The 24521-nt window shown below is 61.5% G+C and carries 38 protein-coding genes and 1 tRNA gene; 14 read left to right on the top strand and 25 right to left on the bottom strand.

What is annotated here, in order from left to right; all coding sequences use genetic code 11:
- Position 1: 1 nt before the first annotated feature.
- From ABD884_RS20300 to ABD884_RS20280, 5 genes are all read right to left on the bottom strand, one after another.
- Positions 2-886, bottom strand: coding sequence for an AAA family ATPase (locus ABD884_RS20300; protein ID WP_035741484.1), 885 nt, complete (start codon positions 884-886; stop codon positions 2-4).
- Positions 887-905: 19 nt separating this feature from the next.
- Positions 906-1991, bottom strand: a complete 1086-nt coding sequence (gene moaA / locus ABD884_RS20295) for a GTP 3',8-cyclase MoaA (protein ID WP_345050716.1) — start codon at positions 1989-1991, stop codon at positions 906-908.
- 431 nt (positions 1992-2422) lie between these two features.
- Positions 2423-2689, bottom strand: coding sequence for a Txe/YoeB family addiction module toxin (locus ABD884_RS20290; RefSeq protein WP_345050709.1), 267 nt, complete (start codon positions 2687-2689; stop codon positions 2423-2425).
- Complete coding sequence (locus ABD884_RS20285; RefSeq protein ID WP_345050703.1) at positions 2686-2970, bottom strand: type II toxin-antitoxin system Phd/YefM family antitoxin; 285 nt, start codon at positions 2968-2970, stop codon at positions 2686-2688. Before ABD884_RS20285 ends, ABD884_RS20290 begins: the two co-directional genes overlap by 4 nt.
- 264 nt (positions 2971-3234) lie before the next feature.
- Positions 3235-3510: a hypothetical protein gene (locus tag ABD884_RS20280; RefSeq protein ID WP_345050698.1), complete on the bottom strand. Its 276-nt coding sequence runs from the start codon at positions 3508-3510 to the stop codon at positions 3235-3237.
- Positions 3511-3518: 8 nt separating this feature from the next.
- Here ABD884_RS20280 and ABD884_RS20275 point away from each other — a divergent pair, with 8 nt between their 5' ends.
- On the top strand, positions 3519-3719 hold the full coding sequence (locus ABD884_RS20275; protein ID WP_345050692.1) for a hypothetical protein: 201 nt from the start codon (positions 3519-3521) through the stop codon (positions 3717-3719).
- A 224-nt stretch (positions 3720-3943) separates the two neighbouring features.
- Here the strand turns inward: ABD884_RS20275 and ABD884_RS20270 are convergent, their stop codons facing one another.
- From ABD884_RS20270 to ABD884_RS20260, 3 genes are all read right to left on the bottom strand, one after another.
- Complete coding sequence (locus ABD884_RS20270) at positions 3944-5023, bottom strand: IS110 family RNA-guided transposase (protein WP_345036717.1); 1080 nt, start codon at positions 5021-5023, stop codon at positions 3944-3946.
- Positions 5024-5331: 308 nt separating this feature from the next.
- A complete protein-coding gene (locus ABD884_RS20265) occupies positions 5332-6534 on the bottom strand; it encodes an IS30 family transposase (protein ID WP_345055108.1) in 1203 nt (400 codons plus the stop codon).
- 632 nt (positions 6535-7166) lie between these two features.
- Positions 7167-7433: a hypothetical protein gene (locus ABD884_RS20260; protein WP_345050688.1), complete on the bottom strand. Its 267-nt coding sequence runs from the start codon at positions 7431-7433 to the stop codon at positions 7167-7169.
- A gap of 39 nt (positions 7434-7472) precedes the next feature.
- On the opposite strand from ABD884_RS20260, the gene ABD884_RS20255 reads away from it, so the two are divergent.
- A complete protein-coding gene (locus tag ABD884_RS20255) occupies positions 7473-7724 on the top strand; it encodes a helix-turn-helix domain-containing protein (RefSeq protein ID WP_345050683.1) in 252 nt (83 codons plus the stop codon).
- Positions 7725-7737: 13 nt separating this feature from the next.
- On the opposite strand, the gene ABD884_RS20250 is transcribed toward ABD884_RS20255, so the two are convergent.
- On the bottom strand, positions 7738-8232 hold the full coding sequence (locus ABD884_RS20250; RefSeq protein WP_345050678.1) for a hypothetical protein: 495 nt from the start codon (positions 8230-8232) through the stop codon (positions 7738-7740).
- Between the two features lie 113 nt (positions 8233-8345).
- Between ABD884_RS20250 and ABD884_RS20245 the strand changes: the two genes are divergently transcribed.
- The 4 genes from ABD884_RS20245 (at position 8346) to ABD884_RS20230 (ending at position 10721) form a co-directional block, all read left to right on the top strand.
- A complete protein-coding gene (locus ABD884_RS20245) occupies positions 8346-8519 on the top strand; it encodes a DUF4236 domain-containing protein (RefSeq protein ID WP_345050673.1) in 174 nt (57 codons plus the stop codon).
- Between the two features lie 99 nt (positions 8520-8618).
- Positions 8619-9095, top strand: a complete 477-nt coding sequence (locus tag ABD884_RS20240) for a hypothetical protein (protein WP_345050670.1) — start codon at positions 8619-8621, stop codon at positions 9093-9095.
- Positions 9096-9148: 53 nt separating this feature from the next.
- Positions 9149-9799 (top strand): hypothetical protein, encoded by a 651-nt coding sequence (locus ABD884_RS20235; RefSeq protein ID WP_345050666.1) that lies wholly within the window; start codon positions 9149-9151, stop codon positions 9797-9799.
- The gene (locus tag ABD884_RS20230) at positions 9765-10721 is read left to right on the top strand and encodes a hypothetical protein (protein ID WP_345050661.1); all 957 of its coding nucleotides are present in this window, start codon (positions 9765-9767) and stop codon (positions 10719-10721) included. The genes ABD884_RS20235 and ABD884_RS20230 overlap by 35 nt, the downstream gene beginning before the upstream one ends.
- Before the next feature lie 329 nt (positions 10722-11050).
- On the opposite strand, the gene ABD884_RS20225 is transcribed toward ABD884_RS20230, so the two are convergent.
- Entirely contained in the window at positions 11051-11254 is a 204-nt protein-coding gene (locus ABD884_RS20225; protein WP_345050657.1) for a hypothetical protein, read from the bottom strand.
- Between the two features lie 126 nt (positions 11255-11380).
- On the opposite strand from ABD884_RS20225, the gene ABD884_RS20220 reads away from it, so the two are divergent.
- Both ABD884_RS20220 and ABD884_RS20215 read left to right on the top strand, forming a co-directional pair.
- Positions 11381-11953, top strand: coding sequence for a hypothetical protein (locus tag ABD884_RS20220; RefSeq protein ID WP_345050654.1), 573 nt, complete (start codon positions 11381-11383; stop codon positions 11951-11953).
- Between the two features lie 368 nt (positions 11954-12321).
- Positions 12322-12741: a DUF732 domain-containing protein gene (locus tag ABD884_RS20215; RefSeq protein WP_345050650.1), complete on the top strand. Its 420-nt coding sequence runs from the start codon at positions 12322-12324 to the stop codon at positions 12739-12741.
- Between the two features lie 163 nt (positions 12742-12904).
- Here the strand turns inward: ABD884_RS20215 and ABD884_RS20210 are convergent, their stop codons facing one another.
- The 14 genes from ABD884_RS20210 to ABD884_RS20145 all read right to left on the bottom strand — a co-directional run bounded on the left by ABD884_RS20210 (position 12905) and on the right by ABD884_RS20145 (position 18613).
- Entirely contained in the window at positions 12905-13372 is a 468-nt protein-coding gene (locus ABD884_RS20210; protein WP_345050645.1) for a phage terminase small subunit, read from the bottom strand.
- Positions 13373-13528: 156 nt separating this feature from the next.
- The gene (locus ABD884_RS20205) at positions 13529-13762 is read right to left on the bottom strand and encodes a hypothetical protein (RefSeq protein WP_345050641.1); all 234 of its coding nucleotides are present in this window, start codon (positions 13760-13762) and stop codon (positions 13529-13531) included.
- A gap of 44 nt (positions 13763-13806) precedes the next feature.
- A complete protein-coding gene (locus ABD884_RS20200) occupies positions 13807-14406 on the bottom strand; it encodes a hypothetical protein (protein ID WP_345050637.1) in 600 nt (199 codons plus the stop codon).
- Complete coding sequence (locus tag ABD884_RS20195) at positions 14403-14816, bottom strand: helix-turn-helix domain-containing protein (protein WP_345050634.1); 414 nt, start codon at positions 14814-14816, stop codon at positions 14403-14405. Before ABD884_RS20195 ends, ABD884_RS20200 begins: the two co-directional genes overlap by 4 nt.
- A 9-nt stretch (positions 14817-14825) precedes the next feature.
- Positions 14826-15761 carry a tail fiber domain-containing protein gene (locus tag ABD884_RS20190; protein ID WP_345050633.1) on the bottom strand — a complete coding sequence of 312 codons (936 nt, stop codon included), beginning with the start codon at positions 15759-15761 and terminating at the stop codon, positions 14826-14828.
- Position 15762: 1 nt separating this feature from the next.
- Positions 15763-15966: a hypothetical protein gene (locus ABD884_RS20185; RefSeq protein WP_345050630.1), complete on the bottom strand. Its 204-nt coding sequence runs from the start codon at positions 15964-15966 to the stop codon at positions 15763-15765.
- Positions 15963-16658 (bottom strand): hypothetical protein, encoded by a 696-nt coding sequence (locus tag ABD884_RS20180; protein WP_345050626.1) that lies wholly within the window; start codon positions 16656-16658, stop codon positions 15963-15965. The genes ABD884_RS20185 and ABD884_RS20180 overlap by 4 nt, the downstream gene beginning before the upstream one ends.
- A gap of 30 nt (positions 16659-16688) precedes the next feature.
- Positions 16689-16811 carry a hypothetical protein gene (locus ABD884_RS20175; protein WP_345050622.1) on the bottom strand — a complete coding sequence of 41 codons (123 nt, stop codon included), beginning with the start codon at positions 16809-16811 and terminating at the stop codon, positions 16689-16691.
- The gene (locus tag ABD884_RS20170) at positions 16811-17065 is read right to left on the bottom strand and encodes a hypothetical protein (protein ID WP_345050617.1); all 255 of its coding nucleotides are present in this window, start codon (positions 17063-17065) and stop codon (positions 16811-16813) included. The genes ABD884_RS20175 and ABD884_RS20170 overlap by 1 nt, the downstream gene beginning before the upstream one ends.
- Positions 17062-17667: a helix-turn-helix domain-containing protein gene (locus ABD884_RS20165; protein WP_345050614.1), complete on the bottom strand. Its 606-nt coding sequence runs from the start codon at positions 17665-17667 to the stop codon at positions 17062-17064. The genes ABD884_RS20170 and ABD884_RS20165 overlap by 4 nt, the downstream gene beginning before the upstream one ends.
- 10 nt (positions 17668-17677) lie before the next feature.
- Positions 17678-17962: a hypothetical protein gene (locus ABD884_RS20160; RefSeq protein WP_345050608.1), complete on the bottom strand. Its 285-nt coding sequence runs from the start codon at positions 17960-17962 to the stop codon at positions 17678-17680.
- A complete protein-coding gene (locus ABD884_RS20155; protein ID WP_345050601.1) occupies positions 17959-18108 on the bottom strand; it encodes a hypothetical protein in 150 nt (49 codons plus the stop codon). The genes ABD884_RS20160 and ABD884_RS20155 overlap by 4 nt, the downstream gene beginning before the upstream one ends.
- The gene (locus ABD884_RS20150; RefSeq protein ID WP_345050597.1) at positions 18105-18335 is read right to left on the bottom strand and encodes a hypothetical protein; all 231 of its coding nucleotides are present in this window, start codon (positions 18333-18335) and stop codon (positions 18105-18107) included. Before ABD884_RS20150 ends, ABD884_RS20155 begins: the two co-directional genes overlap by 4 nt.
- A gap of 77 nt (positions 18336-18412) precedes the next feature.
- Positions 18413-18613, bottom strand: a complete 201-nt coding sequence (locus ABD884_RS20145; RefSeq protein WP_345050592.1) for a helix-turn-helix transcriptional regulator — start codon at positions 18611-18613, stop codon at positions 18413-18415.
- Positions 18614-19182: 569 nt separating this feature from the next.
- Here ABD884_RS20145 and ABD884_RS20140 point away from each other — a divergent pair.
- Positions 19183-20316: a tyrosine-type recombinase/integrase gene (locus ABD884_RS20140; RefSeq protein WP_345050587.1), complete on the top strand. Its 1134-nt coding sequence runs from the start codon at positions 19183-19185 to the stop codon at positions 20314-20316.
- A 64-nt stretch (positions 20317-20380) separates the two neighbouring features.
- On the opposite strand, the gene ABD884_RS20135 is transcribed toward ABD884_RS20140, so the two are convergent.
- Positions 20381-20467: transfer RNA gene (locus ABD884_RS20135), tRNA-Ser, on the bottom strand.
- 116 nt (positions 20468-20583) lie between these two features.
- On the opposite strand from ABD884_RS20135, the gene ABD884_RS20130 reads away from it, so the two are divergent.
- The 5 genes from ABD884_RS20130 to ABD884_RS20110 all read left to right on the top strand — a co-directional run bounded on the left by ABD884_RS20130 (position 20584) and on the right by ABD884_RS20110 (position 24465).
- Positions 20584-21609, top strand: a complete 1026-nt coding sequence (locus ABD884_RS20130) for a zinc-dependent alcohol dehydrogenase (RefSeq protein WP_345050581.1) — start codon at positions 20584-20586, stop codon at positions 21607-21609.
- A 2-nt stretch (positions 21610-21611) separates the two neighbouring features.
- Entirely contained in the window at positions 21612-22007 is a 396-nt protein-coding gene (locus ABD884_RS20125; protein ID WP_345050575.1) for a 6-pyruvoyl trahydropterin synthase family protein, read from the top strand.
- A 78-nt stretch (positions 22008-22085) separates the two neighbouring features.
- Positions 22086-22622: a helix-turn-helix domain-containing protein gene (locus tag ABD884_RS20120; protein ID WP_345050568.1), complete on the top strand. Its 537-nt coding sequence runs from the start codon at positions 22086-22088 to the stop codon at positions 22620-22622.
- Positions 22623-22634: 12 nt separating this feature from the next.
- Complete coding sequence (locus ABD884_RS20115) at positions 22635-23210, top strand: PIN domain-containing protein (protein WP_345050563.1); 576 nt, start codon at positions 22635-22637, stop codon at positions 23208-23210.
- A 40-nt stretch (positions 23211-23250) separates the two neighbouring features.
- Complete coding sequence (locus tag ABD884_RS20110; protein ID WP_345050560.1) at positions 23251-24465, top strand: DNA glycosylase AlkZ-like family protein; 1215 nt, start codon at positions 23251-23253, stop codon at positions 24463-24465.
- Positions 24466-24521 lie beyond the last annotated feature (56 nt).

Genomic DNA, 24521 nt, shown 5'->3' with positions numbered 1-24521 from the left:
CTCAGCCGAGCATCCGGGACAGGGCCGCCGAGACCCGCTCGGTGTCTTCGCGGTACTTGCACAACGCACCGATGCTGGCCGCGGCCGAGGCCAGGTCCAACTCGGCCCGGCCGAGCTGATGCAGCGCCCGGGCCCAATCCAGGGTCTCGGCGACGCCGGGGGGCTTGAGTACCTCGTCGGTGGCCCGGATTTGTTGGACGACGCGCACCACCTGTTCCGCCAGCAGCGCAGGCACCTCGGGGAGCCGGGTTCGTACGATTTCGACTTCCCGGGCTAGCCCCGGGTGGTCGATCCAGTGGTAGAGGCAACGACGTTTGAGCGCATCGTGAAGGTCGCGCGTCCGGTTGGAGGTGAGTACCACAATGGGCGCGGTGTCCGCCTTGACTGTGCCGAACTCGGGGATGGAGACCTGATAGGTGGAGAGAACTTCCAGCAGGAACGCCTCGAACTCGTCGTCGGCCCGGTCGATTTCGTCGATCAGCAGCACCGCGGGGCTTTCCTGCAGCGCTTTGAGGATGGGCCGGGCCAGCAGGAACCGTTTGTCGTACAGGGAGCTTTCCAATTCGGCCACGCTCATTCCGGCACCGCCGCTGGCCTCCACGCTGCGCAGATGCAGGATCTGGGCAGTGAAGTCCCAGTCATACAACGCCTGCGTGGCGTCGATTCCCTCGTAGCACTGCAAGCGGATGAGCGGCAGCTTGAATCCTTCTGCGAGGGCCTCGGCCAGTGAGGTCTTGCCGGTTCCGGGTTCCCCTTCCAGAAGCAGCGGCCGTTCCATGCTCAGGGCCAAGTATCCGATGGTGGCCAGGCCCTCATCGGCGAGGTAGCCGGTGGCGGCCAGCATTTCGGCCAGCGCTGCGGCGGAGCTGATCGACGTCTGCGTCATGGCACCAGCATAGGGGCGGCTATCCACCGATGTATGACATCTCGATTTTGTGTGCCGCGGCGGGGTCTTTAGGTGCGTGGGCACTGTCTTGGGAGGTGTGGGCACTGTCTTCGGTTGTGTGGGCACTGCGCAGTTCCGAATAGCGGTCTGTCCGCGCACCCCAGAGGGCGGACAACGCCGTCGAGAGCTCGACGTCGGACGCGCCTCCCCTCAGGAGTGCCCTCAGGTCCGTGCCGGTTGTGGCAAAGAGACAAGTGAACAACTTACCGTCGGCGGAAAGCCTGGCCCGGGTGCACCCGCGGCAAAAGGCCTGGGTCACGCTGGAGATGACCCCGATTTCGCCGCTGCCGTCCGAATATCGCCAGCGGCCTGACGTTTCACCCGGATAGTTGGGCGCCACCGGCTCCAGCGGGAACACCGCGCCGATGCGGGCCAGGACCTCGGCGGAGGGAACCACGTCATCCATTCTCCAGCCATTGGATGCGCCCACGTCCATGTATTCGATGAAGCGCAGTATGAATCCAGTTCCCTTGAAATGGCGTGCCATGCCGAGGATGTCCTGGTCATTGATCCCGCGCTTGACCACCATGTTGATCTTCACCGGCCCCAGCCCTGCAGCCTGGGCGACCTCCAGGGCGTGCAGGACCTTCGCCACGGGATAACCGACGTCGTTCATGGCTTGGAAGGTCTCCTCGCGGAGGGAGTCCAAGGACACTGTCACCCTATTCAACCCGGCATCCTTGAGGGCCTGAGCCTTCTGCGCCAGAACCGAGCCGTTCGTGGTCATGGCCAGATCCGGCGCCAGCCCGTCGGGAGTACGCAAGCTCGCCAACATCCGGACCAGTTCCTCGATATCTTTCCGTAGGAGCGGTTCCCCGCCGGTCAGCCGGATCTTCCGCACCCCATGCCCGACGGCGATCGAGGCCAAGCGGGTGATTTCCTCGAAGGTCAGCAGCTGGTCCCGCGGCATGAAAACAAAGTCCCGGCCGAAGATCTCTTTGGGCATGCAGTAGACGCAACGGAAATTGCATCGGTCCGTGACGGAAATCCGCAGGTCCCGCAGGGGCCGGTGGAAGGTGTCGGTAATGATGGAGTTGGTGTCCATGCAGCGCCCCTCAACGTGGTGGCAGTGCCCACCGCTCGTGCCTCTCCCAGAGTATGCCCGGTTCCGAGCGCCCACAATGGACTTTAACGCGGCAAGCGAGGTCAGGACGGGCATCTCTACTTGCTTGGCAAAACGCCTAGTAAATTTACATCATGTCTAGAAACCGTTGACGCTGTTCCCCTTGTCTTTGAACGAACCTTAATGGCCGGGCGGTCCGTGGGCTCACCCCCATGGGGGAACGCTATCGTGCCAGCCGCGGCACCGGCGGCATCACCAAGCCACGGCCGACGCAGCCGGTCGTAACCCAGCCCGACGGCGCCTGTGCCGGGACAGAAGCCCGAGCTGTGCGTCGAAGGGATCCCGGCGACAGCTGTGCTGTGCGTTGCTTTTGAAAAAGAAAACCCCGCCGGCGTGAACCGGCAGGGCTTGTCTTAGTAGTGGTAGCGGGCTTGCAGGATGGTCACGTAGTTATCGTCGGCGATGTAGACGAGCCGGTTTGTCTCGTCAATGCGACGGGACCAGGCGCCGGCCATGGCGTGCTTCAACGGCTCCGGTTTTCCGATCCCATCGAAGGGGTCATCCCGGAGGACGTCCTCGACGAGCGTGTTGATGCGCTTGAGAGTCTTCCTGTCTTGGGTCTGCCAGTACAGGTAGTCATCCCATCCTTCGTCAGTCCACGCGAGCTTGCGCCCGCTCACTTTTCCATGACCTCGTACGTGACGACCTGATCATCAGGAGCGATGAGCCCACGCTCGGCAACCTTGCCCTCGCGGGCGGAGTTGAGGGCAGACAGCAGGCGCTGGGCGTTTTTGGGGGAGCGCAACAGGTAGCTGGTCTCCACCAGGGCGTCATACTCGTCCTTGGACATGAGCACGGCAGAGCCACGCTTCGACGTGATCTCGACTTCGGTCTGGTCGAGGTTGACGCGCTCGATGAGCCCGAAGAGGTCGCGCCGGGCCTCGCTTGTGGTGATTGCCATAATTCCTCCTAGTGGTACAAGATATGGTACCACTTCGGGCTGGTGACCTGAAGTGCCGGCGGGGTCAGCCGGGTGTGGCCGGCGACCTAGTCGTACTGCTGGGTGCGCTGGGCTTCGACCCATCATGTCGCGGGCGACTCTCATGATGGAGGTCATGGTCCGGATCTTCTCCAGCGTCTCCTCCGCGGTGTTGTCCTTGAAGACAGCTCCAGGCAGTAGTGGAGATCGAGGAGAATTGGTACTTCTCCTCGATCTCCTCCACGGTCAGCACTTCGCTGTAGAGCTCGACTTGGTGGTCCCGGATCTTGATGTTTCCTCGGGCGCGAACTTTTTCGGGCTGGGAATGTGGTAGAGCATCTGAGCGGTCCGGACCAACTGGCGGGAGTCGTAGAGATCTAGGTTCATCGGGCGCTCGTTCTGGAGTTGCTCCCGCAGCGGGCCCATGAACGCCTCGCGGTCGGCCGCGAATTGCGCGTTCCAATCAGCCTCGTGTGAGGCCCGCTTCGGCTTGGGGTGCTCGGCGATCCACGCTGCGCCCACACTTCCGTATGGTCATCCACCTGCTTCTGAACCTCGTTGAGCCGGGTTTGGTAGTAGACGTTTTCAAGCTGCGTCACGATTTCGTCCGGGATGGCCACGTTGGACCAGAACCCGATGCAGTGTTCGGCTGTGCTCGACGGGGACGGCTTGAGAACGTGCCGTCGTTGCGGTCGAACAGTGACGTCGTGGCGAAGCCGCTGGCGGTCTGAGGCGCAGCTTCTGTTTGTGGTGATGTCACGATGTCGACATTCTTACTTGATAGCGATTGATTTCCGGACTGAGGTTACCGGCGAACCGGACCTGGACTCAGTTTCGGACGCACTGGATAACGCCGTCTCTCTGGCAAGTGTGGGCAAACCCCTAATCCGAACAAAGCAAAAGGCCCCCGATCCCTTATAAACTTGGATTCTAGGGGTCGACTCTTCTATGTCTGTCAAGCCGCGTTCATCGCTATTGCCGCGGCGCTGAGCGCGCGGTAGATGCGGCGCGCCAGGTAGCGTTTGATGCAACGACGAATTTCCTTGTCCGTACGACCCTCGGCGCGTCGCTTCTCCACGTACTCGCGGGTTTCGCCGTCATGGGTCATCCTGACGATCGCGACCATGTGCAAGGCACTGTTCAGGGACCGGTCACCGCCCCGGTTCAACCTGTGCCGGACAGTGTTCCCGGAGGACGCGGGGATCGGGTTTACCCCGGCCAAGGAGGCAAATGCTGCCTCGTTGCGGACCCGGCCCTTGTGTGACCACGCGGCGAGGCACTTCGCGGCGCTGATCGCCCTGAACCCCGTCTCTTCCAGCAACGGTGCGGCCTCGCTGACCTTCACGAGGTCGTCCAGCTGGTTCTCGTTGGCCGTGAGTTGCTCATCCAGCGCCAGGACATGTCTGGCCAACCGCACGGCCTCGGCACGGGCGATGGACAGGGAGAGCTCTTCCTCGCGGGAACGCCACTTTGAGACCTCCGTGATCTGGGCGCCTGTGAGCTTTTGGCGGGCATCGATGCCCAGGTCGTTGCCGCGCATCAGGGCGTTGAGGGCGTTGACCGACCGGGTCCGGTCCTTGCTCATGGATCCCCTGGCCGTGACCAGGATCCGCACGCCCTGGCGGACCCCGTCGTGAAGGCGTGGTCGGCGCAGCTTGTCCGCCGGCAGAGGCAGAACGGCCATGGCCATCTGGTGGGCGTCCAGAGCATCGGACTTGCCCACACCACGGCGCTTCTTGGCATCCATGCGCGGCGCCTCGGCGACTGGGAATCCATGGGTTGCCACGGTGCCCGCGAGGATCGCCCCGTAGGACGCAGCGCCTTCGATCACCCACAGGGTATCGGCGTCGGCGTTGGTGCGGCGTGCCACCCATTTGATAGCCCGGTTGATGCCAGCTGCGGTAGTCGGGAATGACTGCGTATCCAGCAGCGCGCCGTTGGTGGCGTCGAGGATGGCGTAGACGTGGTTGCGGGCGTGAGTGTCGACACCCACGACAAATGGGTGAGAATGCGCGACGATAGACAAGGCGGTCACCGTACTTTTCCTTTGTGATGGACTCGGGTGGTGGCCGTTATAGGCCGGCACCAGTCCGGGTAGGAATCACGTCGGAACAGCACTGTGATGGGTCACGCCCCGAGGGGTGGACAATCTTCTGATTAAGCTACCGAGGTGGGCCGGACGGGTACCGGCCACCCACCTGTGGACGGACAAGTCGACCCAATGACACCCTGAGGGTCAGTCGCAACATGAGTCACCTCCACGGGGCGGAACGGCCGGTACCTATCCTGCCAGCCAGTCCCAGACCAGCTACAAACAACTCTCACAGTTGCAACACCTGTTGGTTAGGTGGTTAGTAGTAAATCACGCAAACGCTCGGCTGGAGTATTCCAGCCGAGCGTTTTGCGTGGGCGTCCGTTGAGTTCCTGCGCGACGTGTTCGAGGTCTTCGGGGCCGTAGACGGACAGGTCGGTGCCTTTGGGGAAGTATTGGCGCAGCAGACCGTTGGTGTTTTCGTTCGTGCCCCGTTGCCAGGGGCTGGCGGGGTCGCAGAAGTAGACATTCATGTCCGTGGCGAGGCTGAAGGATTTGTGTCCGGCCATTTCGGCGCCTTGGTCCCAGGTCAGGGAGCCCCGCAGGTGCGCCGGCAGGGTGTTCATGGTGGCGATGAGGCCGTCGCGGACGGTTTCGGCGGTGTGGTCGCCCGGGAGGTGGACGAGCATGACGTAGCGGGTGGTGCGTTCGACCAGGGTCGCGATCGCTGACTTGTTGTAGGCGCCGGTGATGAGGTCCCCTTCCCAGTGGCCTGGCACGGCGCGGTCCTCGATCTCGGGCGGGCGCTCGGAGATCATGATCATCGGGTCCACGAACCGGGGGGTGCGCTGCTCGCCGGTGCGGTGCGGCTTGCGGCGGGTCCGGCCGGTGCGCAGCGCTACCTGTATCTCGCGTTTGAGTCCGCCTCTGGCCTGGACATAGAGGGCTTGGTAGATCGTCTCTGGGCTCACGCGCATCTCCGGGTTGTCGGGGAACTCTTCGACCAGCGTGTGGCTGATCTGCTCCGGAGACCAGCGTAGGAGCAGTTTGTCCTTCACATAGCGCCGCAGCGGACCCTCTACAGCGAGCTTGGCCGTCTTGGGCCGCGCCCGCCGGGCAGCGGCCTTCCGGTGCGCCCCGTGGGGCAGGTATCCCAGCCGGGGATCGGTATTTCGGCCCAGCTCGCGGCTGATCGTTGAAGGCGAGCGGCCAAGCGCATGGGCGATGGCCCTGATCGAAGTGCCCGCGGCGTGCAGGTCCCGGATCATCTCCCGCTCCTGCACGGTCAGGTATCGCGGATCGATGGCCTTCTCCAGTGCCGATACCGGTAGGAGGACCTGGGTCGTTCCGGTCGTGCCGGCGGGAGGGGTCAGGGTGGTCACACCACGTTTGTAGTCGACGATTCGGCCATCCGGGTAAATGCGTCGGCCGCCGGACTTGCGGATTCCGTGGTCCCACTCTTGGGCGGTCCGGAGATGGATCCCGACTGCTGCGGCAGCTTTCCGCCGGCTCATGCCGGTCTTGCGCAGCCGGAAGTACTCATCCCGGCCCGGGTGAGGACCCGTCCCCGTTTTGCCGTGGCTTTTCAGCCCGGCGTTGCGCACCCAGCCGGCGCACGTGTCGGGGCTCAGTCCGAGTTCCCGTGCTGCCTGCGTCGTGCTCTTGAGGCGGTCGAACACAAGGAAGAACTCTTCCTTCTGCGCGGGCGTGTATTTCCTCTGCCCGGGCACCCGATTCCGGGGGACCTGCCCAGGGAGCCGGGATTTGTGGACCCACTGGTAGCACGTCATCAGGTTGAATCCGAGCTCCTTGGCGGTCGCGCTCACACTCCCAAGGCGGTCCAGCACCGAAAAGAACTGATCCTTCTGCCCCGGCGTGTACTTCCTGCGCCCGCCTGTTTTCTCCGTTAAAGACGACACGGTCGTTGCAACTCCCAAAAATTCTGGGTGTTGCAACGACCGCTAGAACCCGCCTAAACAAAGGGAACCAGGGGCCTTTCTCATTGGCGGTGACGGTGGGATTTGAAACCTTTTCAGCCCCAATGCTGGTAAGGGAAACCGCTAGATTCCGGGGATTTTCATCACCTGGAATCACCTCATTTCACACCGAATGTGGGCAAAATGTGGGCAGGATGTGGGCAGAAGGCTTAGCTGGAGAGTTTTCGGAGTGCTGCGGCGATGCGGTCTTTGTCGTGTCTGAATGGCCGTCTTGCTGCGATGATCTGTGTGATCTCGTCTTGTTGTTCCGGGGAGAAGCGGTAAAGGCGCCCGATGCGGTCACATGGCCATTCGCCGGTCTGGGCCTTGAGGCGTACCGTGTGGTCGCTGATCCGGTACTTGGCGGCCATGTCCTGTGTCGTAGCGTAGGACCGCGTCTGGCTCATATCGCGTTCTGACTGCTTTCGAATAGTCATGGTGCCGATGATAAACCGGGCACTGAGTAGGCTCGAACCATGAATGACGCCCCAATGATGACGGTCGCGGATCTAGCGGCTCGGCTGAACGTATCCAGGGAACTCGTCTATCGCATGTGCAGGTCCCGTAAGTGGCCACACAGCAGGATCGGCCAGCTCTACCGATTCAACGAAGACCACTACCAGGCGATAATTGCCACTCCGGTGCTTCCGGAGCGAAAGCCGCGCACGCAGCGTGAGAGAATCACGGCCCTACTCCGGTCAACCTCCTATACCCCGCCGACGGACTGAGTTACGGCTGGTGTTACTTGACTGGCGGTTCTGCCGGCAAAGCATCCAACCACGCGTCTAGGTCTGCGTGGCGTATGACGCCTTTTGAGTTGGCGTATCGGGCTCTCAGGTTGCCGTCAGCGACCTGCTGTTTCAGTGTCCGGATTGAGTAGCCGGATTGTTCCGCGGCCTGCTCGAAGGTGTAAGCGAGCCTTTGAGTGGTCATGGCAGGTGCGGCAGCCGGCTCAGGCTTATTGGGCGGCCCCGGGAACGGCGCTAGATCGGCGGGGTCCGCCAAGTGGCTGAGAGGTTGATGTCCCCCTTTCGGTTCGGTGGCAAGCGAATTCAGCCAGTCTTGGAGCTCGTCCGCGAGGATGATTGCCTTGCTGTTGGCGTACCGGCTTAACAAGTCATGGCGCCGGATCGCAATACGGAGCGTGGCCACGCTATAGCCCGTTGCCTGGGCTGCTTCTTCCAGGCTGTAGGCCAGCTTCGGTTTTCCATTGAGGGGATTCGGTTCCTGAGTCATGCCGCCGATGGTACAGCCGGCACTCGATTTTCAGCGATCCCTTTTTGGGGATCCCTAATTAGGGACGTGGACCGGGCATTGCTTTGGCCGAACCGATAGCAGAGGATACGGGCATGGGATTCTTCTACCGCAAGCGGGTCAAGCTCGGCAAGACCGGGCATGTCAACATCTCCGAGTCCGGGGCGTCAGTCTCCGAGAAGCTCGGGCCGGTGACGGTAAACAGCCGCGGACGCGTAACCCTGAAGATCCTGCCCGGCTTGACGTTCCGGTTCGGCAAGAAGCGTTAGGTATGCGGAGCGCGCCGGCCCACGCCCTGCGGATCGGTTGGTACCACCCGTTACGGGCAAAGGTTCCCGAATGTCTGTGCCATCTGACAGTATTGCGTTATGACAGTCCTCCAGCTCATTTCATACGATAGGCCTCAAGGCCGGTCGGAGCTTTCGATTGTCCCGAACCCCTCAGAACGGGATCCTGAAAGCTTTGAAGGTGCCACGATGCACCCGATGCTGATCGGATCCCAAGAAGTCATTTTCCTTGCCGCTGGACTCTGCAAGCAGGGATACAGAGTCATGGATGCAGTTCTAACTGATCGATTCTTTACTCGTCTGGAAGGCGAGGAAGTTGATGAACTTCGGAGCGAGCTGGTCGCACTCGTAAATTCCGTTGATCCAGACGGAATTGAGGCTTTTCTAAAATCGGAACTTCCCGGAATTTATGTTGATTCCATCCGCCTACTTGATGCCAGCAAGAACGGCAGCGTTTCCCTGCGCCAAGAAGGAATAGTGATCACAAGCCCAAACGTTGAGCCCGCCGAATTGAACCGATCGGTACAGACGGCTGCCAGGTGGGCTGCTGCCGGTTGAAAATCACCTGGACCACGCTCGCTGACAGCATTAAGTACGCAGTAACAATAGTCGTGTACAACATCACCAAGGGCCTTCCGCCCAACTTTGGCAATCAGCAGGTCGACGCCTTGGTGAGCATATTTGTGGCCCTTGCCTCTGGCCTCGTCACACTGATGCTTTTCAATGTCCTACTTGGTTTTCCGAAGGTGGAGCTGACGTGGGTGATAGGGCGGGAGCCGCCCGCTAACAGCAGGCCCGAGCTCACGCATCGTGAAACCGGAGTGTGCTTTCGCTATCTGGTCACCGCCGACACCTACCTCGCGCGATGGATACTAAGCCTTACCGCAAGGCATCTGGTGGAAGCGCAGCTTCAGTTCTCTCCGATGGAGAACCTGCGCATCCGCAAGCAAGTCTATGGTCGGGAAACGGCCCTGAGCGGCGGATGCTTGACTACGCGATTCAAAAATGGGCTTTCGAAAGGTCCTGGTGCTGACGGGGAAATATCTCTACATCTGAAGGAGCCCCGTTCAATCTCAACAAAAATTGATTGTGAACTTTCCGTTCATCCGCTGGTCAAAGACAAACGATCGTGGCGGGCTTTATTGCTTTCAAAATGTTTCAAAACAGACGCGACCATTGAAGGTTTCGCAATGAAGGGGGACTCCATTGGGAGTGTTGACAAGCGGGATGATATCCGTCAAGCCAATCCGGGTAGCCTATAACGGCAAACTGGATGATCTGCTAATCGAGATCGAAGATAATAAATACCCAACAAACCCCACCGCGCCGAGTGAGGGTTTTGGCAGTTTGCAGGACGAGATGGCTGTCGTCAATTCCTCGACAGAGATGGTTTTTCGTCCGGGGACAGCCCGTATAGAGGACCCTGGCAACGGTGCACCGCGTCGCCTTCGCGTTCGCTACTACTATGACGTGCTCAACAAGACGCTTCTTCGCCTTCTCGGGCAGCATTCCGACTGGAAGGCGACGTACGTCCGAAAGGCCTTCGATATCACGGTATACGAAAACACTGGCGAGGACGGTACATCGGTCCTAGTCAGTGCGCGCGATGCTCCGACGGTAAAAAACCCGGTGACCAACGCGGTAAAAGCAATGTTCCCGTCATTCGGTCCGGGCGGGGTGAGCATGGAAATGGACACGATCCCCGAGTCCGTCATCTCCGACTTTTTCCTTTGGATTCTGTACCGATTCCAAATGACCCAGCAACTTGCCCCTGATGTGTCGATCAGTTGGGTGGAGGAGATGGCGTCCAAGGACGGTATGCGACGAGGTGCCCGATTCACAGACGACGCCGCGTTCGGCCGGGTGGATCTGTCGTCGCTCATCGCTGGCGGCAACGCTCACTTTGGTCCTGCCAAGATCGAAATTCGCGACGCCAGCCTCGACGCAAATTTCAGCTTGGAAATTCACTTCGACGGTGGATTTGTCGTATATCGTTCGAGCCATTATGCCGGAATCCATCACAGCTCCGAGTACCTTGGCTTGGCCCTGTCCGATGACCTGTGGATCACAGTACTTCCCAAAATTCGTGACGAATACAATAAAGACACAGAGTGGACCAGCGTCGGCCGAGACAAGCTCACCGAGCTCGCCAGGGAAACAATCAGGGCCTCGTTGAACTTCTGATGCCGTAGGAATTGAAGGACACAGGGCTGGGGCACCCTGCCGGGGAAACAAAGGGGGGTCTGCTAGTTGAGACATTTCCTTTATCGCTACCCTGACGGGCTATCGGCCGGCAGCCTGTGGAGATTCCGCTAGCCCACCCTCTGGCGCCTGGTGAGCGTCCGGGGGCGGGGTTACTGGAGGACGCAGAATGCCCCGCACTGGCCGGTGAGGCGTGCGGGGCATTCGCGTTCGCGAGTGGCCTACTCAGGCGCCAGTGAGGACATTCAGTGCCGCCGAGATTGCGGAACCTGACTGAGTAAATTCTTTCGCTGTCAGAGCGGACTGCCCGTCTATTTCTTGGCCGCCAACTTGCGAAGCGCAAAGTCCAGCAGCTCTACGGTCGCATGCCTTCCATCGGTTGCGCCGGGCAGGATCTCAAAATCGCGGCCTTCTCCCATGTGCACGGTGAAGTGCGCTCTCTCCGTCTTAGATCCGCTTCCGTCTGGCCAGTAGTCTCGCAGCGTCAGGCCTGTGAGTTCAGTCCACGGGATCACCCGGGTAGTTCCTGCGCGGGGCCCCTGCGCAGCGGTCCCTCCTGTGTTATCCGTCAGCACGTAGGCCTCTGTGAATACGAGCGCCTCAAGGGTAACTCCGCCGTCGTCGGTCGGCGCGGCCTTTCCGTGCGCCCAGATGACCCGTTCTTCGCCAATCGTCTTGAGGAGCCTGTACTGGGCAAGCCCTGCAAGGGTCCCTTCTACGCCCCCGAATGCAGAGGCTGGCCACTCGTTGCCTTGTCGGTTGAGGTGTTCTACAAGCTCGGTGAGTTCCACGCGTTCCCCAATTCGTCTCCGGGCAGCCCCAATGCTGGCCCGGTAGGGCTACCTTTCCACGGGGCCAGGGTAAAAGCCAGAGACGGGCCCCCGATTGTCTGCCCGCGGTGGCAGACTCTGGCCATGGAGGAAAAGAAGTTCTGGGGGCCGCCCCAGTCGCGCAAGGTCACGCCCGTGGTGCCGCCTCTGGATCCCGCGGCGGTGGCGGGCGCGACGAGGCCCAAAGAGCCGCTGCCCGTGTTCGTGATGCTGGATTACAACAACGGGCAAAGCCACGAGGTGCCAGCCTTCGCATACGGATGGACCCGGGTGCATGTGCTGGTGTCAGTGCCCTGGCCGATGGACTACTACGAGGGCCGCAAAGAGGTCTGGGTGGAAGCGTCCCGGGTGCGAAGGCGGAAGCTTGACCCGAGGGTGCGTTAAACGACAAAGCAGCCCCTCACTGTGCGAGACCGTGGCTATCCGTGCACTACAGGGCTGCATCCCGGCGCGAATCCGGGCGTGAGCTCGGACTGACACAGAATACGAGGCGTGGGCGCCATCGGCAACAAGACAGCCTCTCGTCATTCATTGCGGCGTGGAAGTTATAAGAAATTCCTTATACGGGCCGTATATCTCCTTATAGACCCCCTGCGCCGAGGTCGCACCAAACCGGCCTCCACGCCCAGCCACCACAGCGCGAGCGTGCCGACTAACGAAAAAAGCAGAAGGGCTATCTGTTCACAGCCGTTGAGGCGAGGGAGCGGTGCTCTACGCTGAAGCGACTGTTGGCACCTAATTTGGGGGAACCTATGAAGACATCGATTGTGCTCTTCCCGCTCGCTGCCCTCCTACTGGCTGGCTGCTCGGCGCCGGCAGTGTCGCCTCAAGCTGCCACAGTAGCGACGTCGGCGACTCAGACGGGCACGGCGGCGGCTTCCACTCCTACGGCCAGCCAAACACCGTCGGGGTCGGTCCAGGGGCTAAAAACAGCTCTGGATGGAATGACACCCCAACAGTCAGATGACATCTTCCTGAGCGCGGCTCGGAAGTCTATTCCGACGGGCAGCGATACGGAACTCAAGGCTGCTGGGCACAAAGTCTGCGAGTACATGGCCGACGGCATCACAGGTGCACCACTGACAACTAAAGTCGAGGCGCTCGGGTACACGCCCGCACAGACGATGACCCTAGTAATCACTGCCGGCCTGGCCTATTGCAAAGCTAAGTAGGCGGGGGCGGATAGCGCCCGTACTCACTGAGCGAGTACCCTTGGCGGCGCATAGTTCTTGCCGTCCATGCCCTGCACGAGGGCAGGTGCCCCTTTGAACAACGCAGAATGCCCCGCACTGGCTCGTTGGCCATGCGGGGTATTCGCGGGGCTGTATGGGCTGCTCAGAAGCCGGGCGCCTCGGCATCGCGGGCATCGGCGTTGCGCGCCTTCCATCGCTCACTGGCAGAGAGTTTCGGCGCATCAGCCCTCGGCTTAGATCGCCGCTTAGTAACCTCGTCGCTGGCAATCTTCACGCGCGCCCTGGCCATCGCCGGAATAGTCAGGAGCAGGGAGTCGCCGAGCCGCTGAACCAAGATATTCAACGTCACCGAAGAATTGGGCTCCTCCGCCTCAGCGAACCGACGCACAAAAACGGCAACCTCGTAAGCCTGCCCGGTCTGCGCCCACAAGAGACCCTGCGGCTTCTTCCAGAAGTAAGCCCAAAGCTCAACCTCGCGGTCAGACTGCGTTGGCAGCGGCCACTCGGGCACAGGACCGGAATAGTCCGACGCCGGAAGCATGGTCCAGCCCGCAGTATCGCTTGGCCGGTCACGACGTAACGCGTTAGGGTCTGGCGCCGGTCCTGGCATGATCTTTACCTCCATACGGCCTCGTGCCGCTTAGAAACGGCCTGAGTCTGGCGCTCAAGCCGAAATGTTCTAACTTGACTGAGATCCGAGACGCAGCCCTCACGGTCTAAGTCAAAGGGCCCGGACCATAAGGCACCCCTGGGGGTAGGGGCCGCCTCAAACAAGGGACCGGGGGTCTTGGCCGTCGGAGTCAAACGGCGACGCGTGCGGCTGACTGCCGGCCGTTTGCTTTCCAACTGTTGGCTGCTTGCCCTGTGCTGGTGCTCCCTGTGCCGTTGCCGCTTGCAGTGCTGCCCTGAGCTGAGCGTTCTCGGCTTCGAGGTCTACGATCTTGGAGTCTCTGCGGTCGATGCCATCGACGATGGCCAGCAACGCTTGGTCATTTTGCATAGAGGTGTTCCTATTCCTATCGGTGCTGTGTGCCATGCTCAGGCTCATGCGAATTGCTGGCTGGTTGACGGCTGGCCGGATGCGACTTCCTGGATCTTGTAGTCACTGAGGCTCTGGAGCTCCGGCGGCTTAGCGGCGTAGTAGGTGAAGAATCCGCCGAGTACTGCGCTGGCCTTACCGCTGGACATCCCGAGATCCCAGAGTTCCTGGGCGATAGCCTCTTTGGTGGGGTTGCGTTCGACGTACGCGTTGATGACACCGGCCCATTGGTTGGAGTAGCCGACGTCGAGTAACGCTCGCACCATGAGATCGTCGCCGGCGATCATGGCCCGGTTGATGAGTGCGATGGCTGTGGATTCATCTTCCGCCTTGGCGGCTGCTCGATCCTGAGCATCCCGGTACGACAGCGAGACGCTTGCATCTCCAGGCGCGGGAACGCCGTAAAGCTGTTTGGCAAGCGCGTCGGCTCGACCGTTGGTTGCCGTTTCGAGGTCGGTCCTGAGCTTCTCCAAGGCTGTGGTCGCGGCCAGGTAAGCCTGGGCGATTGCGCGGCGACGTGCGTCGCCGGACAAGTCGGCGTTGTTCCGGGCCCTGTCGTATGCAGCCTCGGCGGTGGTGCGAATGTCGTCGGGTGTTGCGGTCATGCTGTTCTCCGTTCATTTCGTAATGCCTTGTAGCTGTCCAAGTCAGACGGGCTAACTCTCCAGCGGCCATCAACCTTTACTCCGACGAGTCGCCCGTCTTTCAGCGCCTGCCTAATTGCTGAATGAGTTATTGAAAGCTGGTCTGCAATTTGTAAGGGTGTAAGCCACTTATCCAAGTCTTGGTTACTTTCATCCTTCTTGGCCGTCTTCCTTGCATTGATGAAAGCTGCAAATTCACTACGTGCTAGTCCAATCGCCCGGAGGCAGTCAATGAGGTCTTCATTGCTGCCCCTGAGCGCCTTTGGTGCGGCTTGTTTGTCGAGGACATTTGAAAGCAGGAAAGCATCTTTGCGGCTCAGGACCACGACGCCGCTGACGTACCGACGTGAGCGGCCATATCCTTCGATCATGGTTGTCTCCTACTGGGCTTGGATCGTGTAAGCCAGCGGGGCCGGCTGCGGGGTCGGCGCCATCGATGCGGCAACGTTTGCCGCGGCGGGTGACGCTGCCGGGAGTGTGAATCCGGGTATGAGAGTCTGCACGGCCGCGGTGAGTGCCTGGATCTGCGCGTCCTGCTGTTTGACGACGTTGAGCAGTTGGACCGAGAGCAGGTCGTAGCGGACTGAGTCGATGTTTCCCTCGAACCATGAGATGAGCTCGGGGCAGTGTTCGGCTACCTGTTCGGCGATGAGGCCGTATTCGTTGGGACCGCCTGCGATCTTGTCGTACAGCACGGGCGTGAGGGCCAGGACATTTGCGGGGTCCGTGAAGTGGCTCCGGACGTTTTCCTTGTACCGGATGCTGGAGACGTTGCGGCCGAAGTGGAAGCCGCCGTCATTACCCACCCAGACGGCGTATTGGGTGGTTCCGGCGACGTTGTTCGTCCACCCGTACTGTGAGCCGTCAGACTGCGGCACGGTCCCGGATGTGATGTCAGCGCCGACGTGCGTGTGGGCGGACGGCGGGAACGTGGTGGGCTTGCCTGACACTGTTGCCCATGTCGTGGTCTGCGCGCCGATCTGGACCCATGTGGAGCCTACGAGGACTTCCACGCCGTACTGACCGGGGTTCGAGTTATCGAGGGGCCCGAACCGGGCGACGGGTGTTGTACCGGTTGCATCCATGACTACGAAAACGCCGGTCGCGTCCATGCTCACACCAACCGTCCCGTCAATGCGGAGCGAGTCAACGAAGCCGGCGACGTCGATCCCGCCGGGCTTTGGCGTGATGCCCATGGTGGTAAAGATGTTCGCTGCGGCATTCTCGCGTCCTTGCCGTTGAAGGTCTTGGATCATGCGCATCAGGTCGCCATCGTTGCTTACCTGTGAGCCGGGTAGTCCTGGTTGCCATGCCATGTTAGTTGTCCTTCTGGGTGGGGGTTTCGATGGTTTTGGGTGTGGCTCTGATGTTCGGCCGAAGCCAGGGGCGGCAGGTCAGGCAGGGAATGGGTAGCCCGTCCGGAGTTTCAGAGAGCCAGCCTTTGGTGCAGTGGTGTTCTGGTGGATCGGGGATGACTGGCAGACCAAGATCCTGCCGGCGCTCGTTATCGGTGGCGCTCACGAGGCTTCCCGTTCCTGCTGCTTTTCGTATTCGGCCACTCGTTGATCCATTAGCCTGAGCTGCCTTGACCGTTCATCCTCGATCGAAGAATTTCCAACCAAGTCGGTTCGTTCGCTCGCTCGCGCGTTGGTGAGACTAAAAGCGCTGGTGATTTGTACTCCTCCCCGTTTTTCCTCAAGTACTCCTCCTAGTGGTTCCTCAGTACTCATAGGGGGCACCGTCAGGGTGCCGCGCTCTCCACCTTTAGGGGGGTGCACATGGGGCACCTTTTTGGTGGGAAGTGGGGCACCTTTAGGGGGGTGCACATGGGGCACCTTTTTGGTGGGAAGTGGCACCCTGGGAATCGGTGTCCATCCGATGTCTCGGCCAGTGCCCGCGGACTTGTACGTTGACTGTGGATCCAGGGCTAGGGCGTACTCGGCCCTAACTCGGAGTTTCGCCTGGCCGCTCGAAACCACGGCGCCGGAAGCAACTAGCCCCGCGATGGTCCTTCGGTATTGCTCTTGGGCATTGTCCCGCTTGCCTTCACAGTCGAGTCCCAGCGCCGATGCCACGGCTTCCCAGCCGCCGAAGTAGACGGGAGGTTTGTCAGCGTCAAGAGATACGTTCGCCATGAACACCAAGGCGCGCACTTCCCGGTGGCTAAGGTGCCGCCAGTGGGTGAATACCTTGGTGACGTTCTGAGCTCCCATTCGGCTGTTTCCGTTCGTGTTGTAGGGGGCTCAGGCCGGCGAGCCGAAGATGAGTTTGGCGAGAGTGGACGGTATTGCCAGGGCGAAGTACAGGAGGCAGGTGGCGAGGATCCAGAACGCGGCCTGCGCGGTCCGCCTGAGCCCTTGCCGCATTACTTCGTCTCTCCGGCAGCCCGAGCGGCCTGGGCGGCCGCGATGAGATCCGCCGCGAGCTCAATGGCTTCGTCGGGAGAAAGGACTGAGTATGTCGGCGGCTCATGATTCGCTGTCCACAACTCGATGGAGTGAAGGCCGGTGGTCGAGTTCCACGCCGGCGTGATGATCCAGCCCCGCTTGATGATTTCGGGGCCGGTCCAACGATCCGAGCCTTTCTTATACCGGACGTATCCGGCTGGTGGCGTGCTCACTTGGTGCCCTTGTTGGCGAGTTCCATGATGTCTATCGCACTGACGTCCATCGCCACGGCTACACGGTAAAGGTCCGTCACGGTCAGTACGCTGTTGCCGTTCAGCCTGTCTCGAAGTGTGGAGCGTGAGATACCTGATTCCACAGCAAGTTTGCTGACGGAGTACGCCGGTACTTGCTCCCGGATGATCTGTACTGCACAGATGATCCGGTGCACGAAATCCCCGGGTGTGACCTTGTGCCCAATGGGCTTAGCCAGCCATTCGGCCATCTGGCGCACCTGCCACTGATGGGCGGCGGCTTCGACTTCCAGCCGTATTTCTTCGCGGTGGGGTTCGACGGGCTCCAGGAATACCGGTTCATAAGGCGCACTCACCATGCCGTCGTCATAGATGTGCCACTGAACCGCGACCATGGCAGGGTGGTGGATGATCCCCTTCGGCATTGACACGACGGTCCCGGTGCCGATCACGTCAGCGAACGCGGAAGTGTTGTGGTTTAGGACAACGAGAGATCCGATGGGGAACTTCACCGGGGGAAAGTCCGACCCGTCGTGGTCGGTTTCGGCATCCTGCACGAGCTTGAGGGTCTTGGTAGTCTGCATAGTGAATCTCCTACTTTGTGGTGGTTGGTTCATCGGCCGTGGCGGATTCTTTGACGGGAGCGCCGCGGCCTTTCTCTGTCTGAGGTCGGGGTTCGCCGCAGTGGTAGCAGGCGTCCCGGTGCTGGTCCCAGCCGGGCCAGTCGTAAACGTGCGGCTCACCGGAGCGCATGGGGCAAGTCACGCCGCTGCCCTCTGACTTGAGGCGCACCTTGCACGCCTTGGCCGGGGTGGTCGGCAGCACTGGCGAAAGTTCGCAGGAGCAGTCCCCAAGCCACTCGCACTCGCAGCGGCTCATTCGGTGGGCTCCGGGTCTGTCTGCTTGTAAGGGTTCCGAGCGTCAACGACCGCGGAGTTGAGCGGCCCCTGGTGGCTCGTCCCATGCCAATACCCGGACTCCCACGCGGCGGCCAGCTCGGCGTCAAGCTCCGCCCTGGTGATCATGCCGCCACCGATTCCGGGTTGTGCTTGAACTCCATCCAGCGCCGGGCCACGCTTTCGCCCACCGGATCGCTGTACGCCAAGCGACTGTAGGAATCCGGGTCATTGCGGGTCAGGTAGTCGCCGGCCATTTTCTTGGCGCGGCGGGTACTCATCACAATGTTGGACTCGGCAGCGGCTTCGAGGATCCACGACTTAATGGTGGTGAAGGTTGGGATATTTTCTGGCATGTCAGTTCGTTCTTTCTCAGCTTGGTTGCTTGCCGTCAGACAACGGTCTTGGTGATGCTCTGTGGTTCGGTCCTGTGTTAGGCCGATACCTGCTCCCCGGTCTGCTGCCGGGTCTGAGCATCTAGCCACGCCTCTACGTCGCTAGCGCGGTAGCGGATGCCGGAACCAAGCTTGATGAACTTGGGGCCAATGCCTTTGTATCGCCACTGAGCCAACGCGGCGGCCGATTTATGCAGCTTCTCCGCCAACTCGCCTGAGGTGAGTAGTTCCAATCCCATCGTTACCTCCTTGATAGTTGAGAGATCATTTCGATCCCCTAAGAATCAAGATACATGGTGAGTCCCCATGAAACAAGTAGAGCTTTGATAGATCATTTTGATCTGCAACAATGGCTGCATGGCTGATAAGAAAAACCCCCTTGGCCCGACGGGTGAAATCGTGCGGGCAAACGTCTCACGGCTGCGCGGTCGGACTCAGTACAAGGAGCTATCTGAACGCCTTGCCGCGCTGGGTCGGCCTATCCCGGCGCTTGGACTGCGCCGCATTGAGGCGGGAGAGCGGAGAGTGGATGCTGACGACTTAATGGCGCTAGCTGTTGCTCTTGGGGTTCCTCCGAACAGTCTGCTGTTGCCTCACACGGACCCATCGCCGGAGCCGGCGGCCACGGCCGTTGGGCCCGTCAATTTCCCTGAACTGTGGTCATGGGCGAGTGGTAAATCGCCCCTACCCGGACATGGAGAGGAGTCGCCCGCGGAACGCTTGGAGCGGCTACTGCTTGCGTGGCCGGCGCAGCCAATGGATGTCACGAAAAGGGACTCCGAGACGCTGAATGGAGAGGCGGCTCGCAATGGCGACGATTGAGCCCTATGACACGACGGCGGGCCGGCGCTACAGGGTCCGCTATCGGAAGCCGGACCGGACGCAGACCGATAAGCGCGGATTCACAACGAAGCGCGATGCTGAACGGTTCGCCAGGACGGTGGAGGTTTCGAAGGACCGCGGCGAGTTCATCGACGCTACGGCCGCAAAGGCGCTGATTGGGCCGCTGGGCGCGGCGTGGCTGGCCCGTCAGACGCACCTGAAGCCGTCCGCGCTTCGGCCGCTTGAATCCGCCTGGAGAATCCATGTGCTGCCGGTCTGGGGGAGTGTGGCCGTGGCCGATGTCCGGAAGACGGCTGTTCAGCAATGGGTCTCCGAACTGACGCTAGGAGATCCGGACGCTACACCGCCCCGGAAGCCTAAGGGTGCAACGCTGGTAATCCGGTCCTACGGTGTCCTGGCATCAATCCTGGATGACGCCGTGAGCGATCGGCGGACACTGAGCAATCCGGCCCGGGGCGTCTCGCTTCCCCGGAAGGTGAAGAAGCCTCACGTCTACCTGAGCCACGATCAGGTGCACGAGCTGGCGGCAGCAAGCAAGTACCCAGGGCTCGTCCTGGTGCTGGCCTACTGCGGCATTCGCTGGGGCGAGGCGACCGCGCTGAAGGTCAAGCACCTGGACATGCTGCGCCGCCGTCTCATGATCGAAGAGAACGCCGTCCAAGTGGGTTCCGTGATCCACGTCGGGACACCGAAGAACCACAAGAAGAGGACAGTACCCTTCCCCAAGTTCCTGGCGAAGCAACTGGCGCACCAATGCGAGGGAAAGGGCCGGGATGAGCTGGTGTTCCCAGACGAGAACGGGCACTATCTGCGCGCTGCCAGGGTGCACGAGGACAACATGAGCTGGTTTGCCTACGCAATTAAGCGGGCTGGCGTTCCCCGGATCACGCCTCACGATCTGCGGCACTCGGCCGCGAGCTTCGCCGTATCGGCCGGCGCCAACGTGAAAGTGGTCCAAAAGATGCTCGGCCACAGCTCGGCAGCCATGACCCTGGACACGTACGCGGACCTGTTTGACGGGGATCTTGACTCAGTTTCAGACGCCCTGGATCACGCCGTCTCTCTGGCAAGTGTGGGCAAAATGTGGGCACCGGCCTGATTTTGGGCAAGAGAAAGGCCCCGCTTCCCTTGCAAATAAAGGGATGCGGGGCCGTTCTGTTCCGCGGTGACGGTGGGATTTGAACCCACGTTGGCTTTTACACCAAACAACATTTCGAGTGTTGCACCTTCGGCCGCTCGGACACGTCACCAACTGAAATAGGGTACCGGAGTGGGGGCCCGTTCCCCAAAACGGTCGGGTGGCAGACGCCTTATAAGTAGGCTTCCCTTCCGCAATCGCAGTTGCCGGGCTAGATTCGCAAACACGATGACTTTCACACGGCAAGCACCCCCGCACACACAAACCGCATCGGCTTACTGGACGGTTGGCCCCTGCCGAGGTGAACTGCGGAGCGAGGAGCTCCCTGCACCGAGAGAAGGCGAGGCTTTGGTCCGGGCACTGTGCTCCGGGGTCAGCCGGGGCACCGAACTTGTGGTCCATGGAGCCCGCGTTCCTCCGCGTATTGCCAAGGAGATGCGCGCACCCCATCAAAGCGGCGAGTTTCCGTCCCCGGTCAAGTTCGGCTACTTATCGGTGGGCATTGTCGAAGAGGGCCCCCGAGACTGGATCGGCCAGAAGGTCTTCTGCCTGCACCCGCATCAGGACCGCTACGTCGTGCCGCTCACATCGCTCACCAGAATTCCCGACGGCGTGCCGGCACGCCGCGCTGTGCTCACCGGCATCGCCGAGATCGCCCTCAACGCACTCTGGGAAGCCGGGCCCCGCCTCGGTGACAGGATCGCCGTCGTCGGCGCCGGCCTGGTGGGCGGGATGACCGCGGCGCTCCTGCGCGGCTTCCCGCTGGGGCGCTTGCAACTGGTGGAGACGGATCCGGGGAAGCGCGGGTTCGTGGAATCCTTGGGCGTGGACTTCGTGCTGCCGGGCGAAGCGAGCCAAGACTGCGATATCGTGTTCCATTGCTCGGCCACGGACGAAGGTCTGGCCCGTAGCTTGGAGCTGGCGGGCGACGAAGGCGAGATCATCGAGATGTCTTGGTACGGGGACCGGCCGGTTTCCCTGCCATTGGGCGAGGACTTCCATGCCCGGCGGCTATCCATCCGCGCCAGCCAGGTGGGGGTGGTTGCGCGTTCGCGCAGGCACCGTAGGACCACAAGCGAGCGGCTCGAGTTGGCAGTCTCCTTGCTGCGGGACCCCGTGTTCGACGCCTTCCTCACAGGGGAATCGCCGTTCGAGGAGCTACCCGCGGTCTTCGATGGCTTGGAGAATGGCGAATTGGACGATCTTTGCCGTGTTATCAACTACCCCCCGACCCGGGAAGGAAACCAGGACTAACGATGTTCAGCCTCACCGTGCGCAGGCACTTCATGATTGCCCACAGCCTTCCGCGGGAGTCGTTCGGCCCGGCCCAGGGACTCCACGGAGCCACCCTCGTGGCAGAGGTGACGTTCCGTCGGGCGGAGTTGAACGACGACGCCATCGTCCTGGACATCGGAGCCGCCGGAACCCTCCTGGACGATGTGCTTGAGGGGCTGGACTACAAGAACCTTGACGAGCATCCCGACTTCGAAGGACAGCTCACGACGACGGAAGTCCTGGCCCGCTTCATCGCCGAGGCGGTCGCGGCAAAAGTCCGCGAGAGCGACGACGGCGGTGCGCTCGCCGGCGTCGACGTCCTTCTCCGCGAACATCCCGACGCGTGGGCAGGCTATTCCCTGGAGTTCGAACGATAGTTCCTCCGGGACAGCCGCGGATGACCCGGTAGACGCAAGAAACGAAATAAGTTACGTTTAGTACTCTAAGGAGTGGTCATGAGTGCTACAGCATTAAAGTCAGAAACGTATGTTCCACGGGAGGAAAGCCGGGGACTGGCCGAAATTTACGACTTCCTCAAAGCACACGAGAACGCCGGCCGCGGCCTTCCACCCTCGCGGTATTTCCTTGCCGGTGCGGAGGCCGGGGAACAGGTCGAAATCCCTGCCGCCATCTACCCCGTGCTGCTGCAGGTCATTGATGCAATGCGCCAGGGGCTCGCAGTAACGGTTTCCCCGCAGTCCATGAAGATGACGACGCAGCAGGCCGCCGACCTTCTGGGGATCAGCCGTCCCACCCTGATCAAGTTTCTCGACGAAGGCAAGATTCCCTTTGAAAAGATCGGTGCCCACCGCCGGGTCTTGCTCCAGGATGTCCTGGACTTCAGGGAACTCCGGAGGGCAGCGCAATACGCCGCGCTGGAAGCGACCGCGGCTCCCTTCGACGACGAGGACGACGTCAGAGGCACGCTGGCGGACCTGAAAGAAGCCCGCCGTGTCATCTCAGCGCGCCGCCGAAGCGCCCGCAGCCTTTGACATGATGAGGGAATGTTCACCGCCCTCCTGGATACTTGCGTCCTGTGGCCCAGCCTGCAGCGTGACTTTCTACTGTCCCTGGCCGTGGAAGGGCTTTACCGGCCCATCTGGAGTTCAGCGATCTTGGACGAGCTGGAATACCACGAGCACAAAAAACGTGTACAGCGCGGGGCCGCCAGCTCCGTGGCCGCAGAACTCGCCTCCCATCTGGTGGGGCAGATGCGTAAGGCTTTTGAGGGATCCGAGGTTGTCGGATGGGAAGGGCTCGACGGCAAATACGGGCTCCCCGATCCGGATGACGAACACCTTGTCGCGGCCTCCGTCGTCGGAGGCGCCGGTGCCATCATCACCGAAAACGTAAAAGACCTCCCGGCAGACAAGATCCCGGAGGGGATCGCTGTCATAAGTCCCCAGGCTTTCGCCTACCAGACGGTCGCGCTCGATCCTGCCCGGGCACTGTCAGCCGTCACCGCCATATCCAGCAGAAGCGGGCGGAACGGACCTGTCATCTCCATCGACTCAATACTCGACATACTTACCAGCCGCTACGGGATGGACGAAGCTGTAGAAATCCTCCGCACGATCTAACCCAGCGATAAATGGCGGGCAAACAGTGCAGAATGGGGCCATGACGTCCGCCGTGCTTTCCACACAAACGCTCACTCCGGAACTGCTCCGCGCCTGGGCCTGGCATAGGCAGGGACTCGACGGCTCGCTCGCCGGCAAGTCCTCGGAAGAAGTCCTGGACCACGCCGGCTGGGCCCGTTCCGTGGGCGGCGCCAACCCGTACCTGACGCTCTTCGCCCGCGCCGGGATCGGGCGCGAAGAAGCGGACCAGGACGTCGCGGACTTGAAAATCCACGAACTACCCACGGCCCGCGGATGCACCTATGTCCTCGGTCGGAACGATTTCGCCTGGGGTCTGCAGGTGGGCCGGGAAGCCGCGGTGGCGCCCTTCAGGGTCCTGGCACGGCTCGGCGTCGAACGCGGTGAGATCACCCTGCTCGAAGAGCAAGTGCTGCACACCCTCACCGAGTCCAGCGACCCCATGGACCCCAAACAGCTCAAGGACGAGCTCGGCGAATCCGTCCGAAGCCTCGGCGAAGAAGGCAAGAAAAAGGGTGCGGCAACCACCCTGCCCACCGCTTTGGGCCTCCTGCAAGCCGATGGCCGCATCCGTCGCGTCCCCGTCAACGGCCGCCTCGACCAGCAGCGCTACGCCTACACCTCTTGGGCGCTGCCGCCCAGCACCATCGACGACGACGCCGCCCGCACACGCTTGATCGAACGGTATCTGCGGTGGACCGGCGGTGCGACGTTCAAGCAGAGCCAATGGTTCACGGGCTTCACGGTCGCGCAGAGCAAGGCGGCGTTGACCGCCGTCGACGCCGTCGAAGTGACCGCGGCGGCCGGCGAGCCGCTGTGGATGCTGCCCGACGACGTCGAACGCCTTTCCGCATTCAAGGCACCGCAGGAGGAACAGATCCACCTCTTGGCCGGGACGGACTCCCTAGTGCTGTTGCGCCGGAACTCCGCCGACATGCTGGCCGGTGAGGACCGCGGCAGGAAAGTCTTGGACACGACGCTCGCGTTGCAGGCGGACCTGTCGGACCACCCGATCCTGGATCGAGGACGGATCATCGGTCTGTGGCAATACGATCCGGGCAAGGAACGGATCGCAGCCTGGACCTTCGCCAAGCCAAGCGCTGCCGTCACACAGCGGATCCGTGAGGTGGAGGCCTGGATCCGCGAGGACCTGGGTGATTTCCGTTCGTTCAGCCTGGATTCGCCGGCGTCACGGCAGAAACGCATCGATGCCCTGGACGAGGCGAACGCGGTCTAGGCCTCCCTCCGGTTCAGCCCACATCGAAGCTGGAGAACTCCCCGGTGGCCTTCTGG

The organism is Arthrobacter methylotrophus (genome assembly GCF_039539965.1).
GTDB lineage: Bacteria > Actinomycetota > Actinomycetes > Actinomycetales > Micrococcaceae > Arthrobacter > Arthrobacter methylotrophus.
This window is presented reverse-complemented; position numbering and strand designations above follow the sequence as displayed.

Excerpts from the sequence above, each read along its gene's own strand:
- ABD884_RS20285 (WP_345050703.1), bottom strand. The coding sequence starts at position 2,970 with ATGGCAATCACCACAAGCGAGGCCCGGCGCGACCTCTTCGGGCTCATC.
- ABD884_RS20240 (WP_345050670.1), top strand. The coding sequence starts at position 8,619 with ATGACAGTCCTCCAGCTCATTTCATACGATAGGCCTCAAGGCCGGTCG.
- ABD884_RS20150 (WP_345050597.1), bottom strand. The coding sequence starts at position 18,335 with ATGCCAGAAAATATCCCAACCTTCACCACCATTAAGTCGTGGATCCTC.
- ABD884_RS20255 (WP_345050683.1), top strand. The coding sequence starts at position 7,473 with ATGAATGACGCCCCAATGATGACGGTCGCGGATCTAGCGGCTCGGCTG.
- ABD884_RS20160 (WP_345050608.1), bottom strand. The coding sequence starts at position 17,962 with ATGAGCCGCTGCGAGTGCGAGTGGCTTGGGGACTGCTCCTGCGAACTT.
- ABD884_RS20190 (WP_345050633.1), bottom strand. The coding sequence starts at position 15,761 with ATGGCATGGCAACCAGGACTACCCGGCTCACAGGTAAGCAACGATGGC.
- ABD884_RS20110 (WP_345050560.1), top strand. The coding sequence starts at position 23,251 with ATGACGTCCGCCGTGCTTTCCACACAAACGCTCACTCCGGAACTGCTC.
- ABD884_RS20155 (WP_345050601.1), bottom strand. The coding sequence starts at position 18,108 with ATGATCACCAGGGCGGAGCTTGACGCCGAGCTGGCCGCCGCGTGGGAG.
- ABD884_RS20215 (WP_345050650.1), top strand. The coding sequence starts at position 12,322 with ATGAAGACATCGATTGTGCTCTTCCCGCTCGCTGCCCTCCTACTGGCT.
- ABD884_RS20250 (WP_345050678.1), bottom strand. The coding sequence starts at position 8,232 with ATGACTCAGGAACCGAATCCCCTCAATGGAAAACCGAAGCTGGCCTAC.
- ABD884_RS20130 (WP_345050581.1), top strand. The coding sequence starts at position 20,584 with ATGACTTTCACACGGCAAGCACCCCCGCACACACAAACCGCATCGGCT.
- ABD884_RS20230 (WP_345050661.1), top strand. The coding sequence starts at position 9,765 with ATGATATCCGTCAAGCCAATCCGGGTAGCCTATAACGGCAAACTGGAT.
- ABD884_RS20175 (WP_345050622.1), bottom strand. The coding sequence starts at position 16,811 with ATGCGGCAAGGGCTCAGGCGGACCGCGCAGGCCGCGTTCTGGATCCTC.
- moaA (WP_345050716.1), bottom strand. The coding sequence starts at position 1,991 with ATGGACACCAACTCCATCATTACCGACACCTTCCACCGGCCCCTGCGG.
- ABD884_RS20115 (WP_345050563.1), top strand. The coding sequence starts at position 22,635 with ATGTTCACCGCCCTCCTGGATACTTGCGTCCTGTGGCCCAGCCTGCAG.
- ABD884_RS20165 (WP_345050614.1), bottom strand. The coding sequence starts at position 17,667 with ATGCAGACTACCAAGACCCTCAAGCTCGTGCAGGATGCCGAAACCGAC.
- ABD884_RS20180 (WP_345050626.1), bottom strand. The coding sequence starts at position 16,658 with ATGGGAGCTCAGAACGTCACCAAGGTATTCACCCACTGGCGGCACCTT.
- ABD884_RS20125 (WP_345050575.1), top strand. The coding sequence starts at position 21,612 with ATGTTCAGCCTCACCGTGCGCAGGCACTTCATGATTGCCCACAGCCTT.
- ABD884_RS20195 (WP_345050634.1), bottom strand. The coding sequence starts at position 14,816 with ATGATCGAAGGATATGGCCGCTCACGTCGGTACGTCAGCGGCGTCGTG.
- ABD884_RS20210 (WP_345050645.1), bottom strand. The coding sequence starts at position 13,372 with ATGCCAGGACCGGCGCCAGACCCTAACGCGTTACGTCGTGACCGGCCA.
- ABD884_RS20260 (WP_345050688.1), bottom strand. The coding sequence starts at position 7,433 with ATGACTATTCGAAAGCAGTCAGAACGCGATATGAGCCAGACGCGGTCC.
- ABD884_RS20265 (WP_345055108.1), bottom strand. The coding sequence starts at position 6,534 with ATGAGCCGGCGGAAAGCTGCCGCAGCAGTCGGGATCCATCTCCGGACC.
- ABD884_RS20275 (WP_345050692.1), top strand. The coding sequence starts at position 3,519 with ATGGTCATCCACCTGCTTCTGAACCTCGTTGAGCCGGGTTTGGTAGTA.
- ABD884_RS20120 (WP_345050568.1), top strand. The coding sequence starts at position 22,086 with ATGAGTGCTACAGCATTAAAGTCAGAAACGTATGTTCCACGGGAGGAA.
- ABD884_RS20200 (WP_345050637.1), bottom strand. The coding sequence starts at position 14,406 with ATGACCGCAACACCCGACGACATTCGCACCACCGCCGAGGCTGCATAC.
- ABD884_RS20205 (WP_345050641.1), bottom strand. The coding sequence starts at position 13,762 with ATGCAAAATGACCAAGCGTTGCTGGCCATCGTCGATGGCATCGACCGC.
- ABD884_RS20140 (WP_345050587.1), top strand. The coding sequence starts at position 19,183 with ATGGCGACGATTGAGCCCTATGACACGACGGCGGGCCGGCGCTACAGG.
- ABD884_RS20145 (WP_345050592.1), bottom strand. The coding sequence starts at position 18,613 with ATGGGATTGGAACTACTCACCTCAGGCGAGTTGGCGGAGAAGCTGCAT.
- ABD884_RS20300 (WP_035741484.1), bottom strand. The coding sequence starts at position 886 with ATGACGCAGACGTCGATCAGCTCCGCCGCAGCGCTGGCCGAAATGCTG.
- ABD884_RS20245 (WP_345050673.1), top strand. The coding sequence starts at position 8,346 with ATGGGATTCTTCTACCGCAAGCGGGTCAAGCTCGGCAAGACCGGGCAT.